Source organism: Malikia granosa, from assembly GCF_002980595.1.
Lineage (GTDB): Bacteria > Pseudomonadota > Gammaproteobacteria > Burkholderiales > Burkholderiaceae_C > Malikia > Malikia granosa.
Map to the genome: position 1 here is coordinate 1 of NZ_PVLQ01000129.1, position 1,986 is coordinate 1,986.

At 59.3% G+C, this 1,986-nt stretch carries 2 protein-coding genes; one reads left to right on the plus strand and one right to left on the minus strand.

All coding sequences use genetic code 11. The annotated features are described in order from the left end of the window. Window positions 1-223: hypothetical protein (locus tag C6P64_RS18375; RefSeq protein ID WP_211296884.1), on the plus strand; the 223-nt coding region annotated here is incomplete at its 5' end. A 274-nt stretch (window positions 224-497) separates the two neighbouring features. Here C6P64_RS18375 and C6P64_RS17450 read toward each other — a convergent pair. Then, window positions 498-1,424, minus strand: a complete 927-nt coding sequence (locus tag C6P64_RS17450) for a DNA-binding protein (protein ID WP_105749801.1) — start codon at window positions 1,422-1,424, stop codon at window positions 498-500. Window positions 1,425-1,986 lie beyond the last annotated feature (562 nt).

Sequence of the window (1,986 nt, forward strand, 5' to 3'; positions counted from 1 at the left end):
ATTTTTCAACGGCCTGCTAGAAGTTCGGCTGATTGAGTTGATTGGCAGGGACCGGACACTGCAAGACGTTGTCAAGGTGCGCGACGAGGCAGTTCGGGAACAGGCTACGCGACTAGAGGACTTCGCAAGAATGGTCTCGCAGGTTGCGGCGGACCTGAGAAGCACCTGCAAAACACCAGAAGACCCAGGTACCGCACGCCGTCTTCCTGATGAAGTTTTGTAGTGGGTTCCAGTGGCTCATAGCCGGTACCCGTCATGCAACTGCTAGAAAAAAGACAACCCCGGACGGTCACGGGAACCGAACGGGGTCATCACCAGCTTGTGGAGCCGGCCCATCCCAAGTAGTACCACCCGGTCATAACGACACAAAACAGAGCAAACAAGGGTATGGCGCTCGCCCTTGACTGGATGGCTTGAGATCTGCGGTGCCCGAAGGACTTATTTCGACTAACGGTTACAGTCCCATGTCAACCAAGACCAAACTGGCGACTGTCATCTTACCGCTCATTTTCGGACGGTTCGCTTGTAGGCCGGCTGGCATTGGCCAAGGTTCTGACCAGCTCGGCGCGCAGGCCCTCAATGGCATCAACCTGGCCCTGTAGCCGAGCGACCTCCTCGCGCGCCTCGGCCGCCTGGTGGCGGGCCTGCGACAGTTCTTCCCTGACCTGGGACAACAGCCCGCTGACCTGCTCGCTCGCGAGCTGATGACTGCGTGTTTCTTCATGAGCATGGCGCAAGTCGCTTTCAGCCCTGGCCTTGACGCCGGCAAGCTCCAGGCGAACCTGATCCAACTCCATAGCCGCCGTCTTGCGCAAGGTGTCCAGCTCCACGCGAAGGTGCTCAGCAGCCTCATTCGCGCGCGACAGCTCGGCGGCATGCTGCGCGGCGGCGGCCTTGGCGCCCTGTTCGGCGGCAGCTAGGCGCTCGCGCAGCTGGGCCAGCTCGACCGCCTGCGCCTGGCTGTATGCCTGCGAATTGTTGAACTTGGTTGTCAAGGCATCGACCTCGCCACGAGAGGTGTCCAAGGCTGCCTCCAGATTCTCTACCGTTTGCGACGCATCGGCCAACTCGCGCTCGGCCTGTTCGCGCTGCTCGCCAGCCGTGCGTATTACTTCGGCCACGCGCCGCTCCGCAGCTTTGACGGCCTTGTCATTGAGTTCGACCGCCAGGGAGGCCAGCCGCTCAGTCAGCGCCTTGGAGAGGGCGACCAGTTCGTCTGCGACCTCCACCGGGAGTTCGGCAACGGGTTCAACTCGGGTCATGGACTGGCTGGCCAGGTACTCATCCCAGACTTGTTTGAGACGGGTCGGATTTCCGCCGCCAACCCTCTGCCGCAGGGCGAAGCCCGTGATGTTGCGGCCAGCGGCTTGCAGCTGCTGACCAGCTTCGATGATGGTTTCGGGAGCGAATTCGGCGGGACGCATGTCAATGGCTTTCTGATTTATTAAGAACATAAATATAAACAAACTAACAAACTAACAAATCAACTATTTATCTTTTATGGTGATGAATCCTGGGCTTTTGGGCACACGGGATCGCAATTTGATGTCGACGTACGCTGGATCGGTCAGTTCGTCTTCCCTACCTCTGGACATGTATGCATGTCTCGTCTTTCACGGGGGCCTTCGCGGTTGCTTGGCAGTAGCCTTGCAGCGTTGGTCGGGAGGGATGCTAGGCCAGTGCCAGACCTACACCAGGTCGAGGCGCTCGTCTTATCGTGCTGGTCGGCCAGACAAGCCACGCCACCACGGATGCACTGAAGTGCCGCGCCTGAGCGGGCTTCCATACAGGCATTGACGGCGACAGTGTCAGCCTCGGGGTAGCTGGCCAGCACGCTGAATTCCAGGCCGTAGTGCTCGAGCAGTAGCGGGGTGATATGCGGGTTCATGTCTGCTTCTCGGCTTCGGGTTGGTTTCTTCTTCGTCTCCCGTCTCCTTCGTCTCCTTGCCTATAGGCAAAGGGAGACAAAAGGAGACGCTTCGGGAT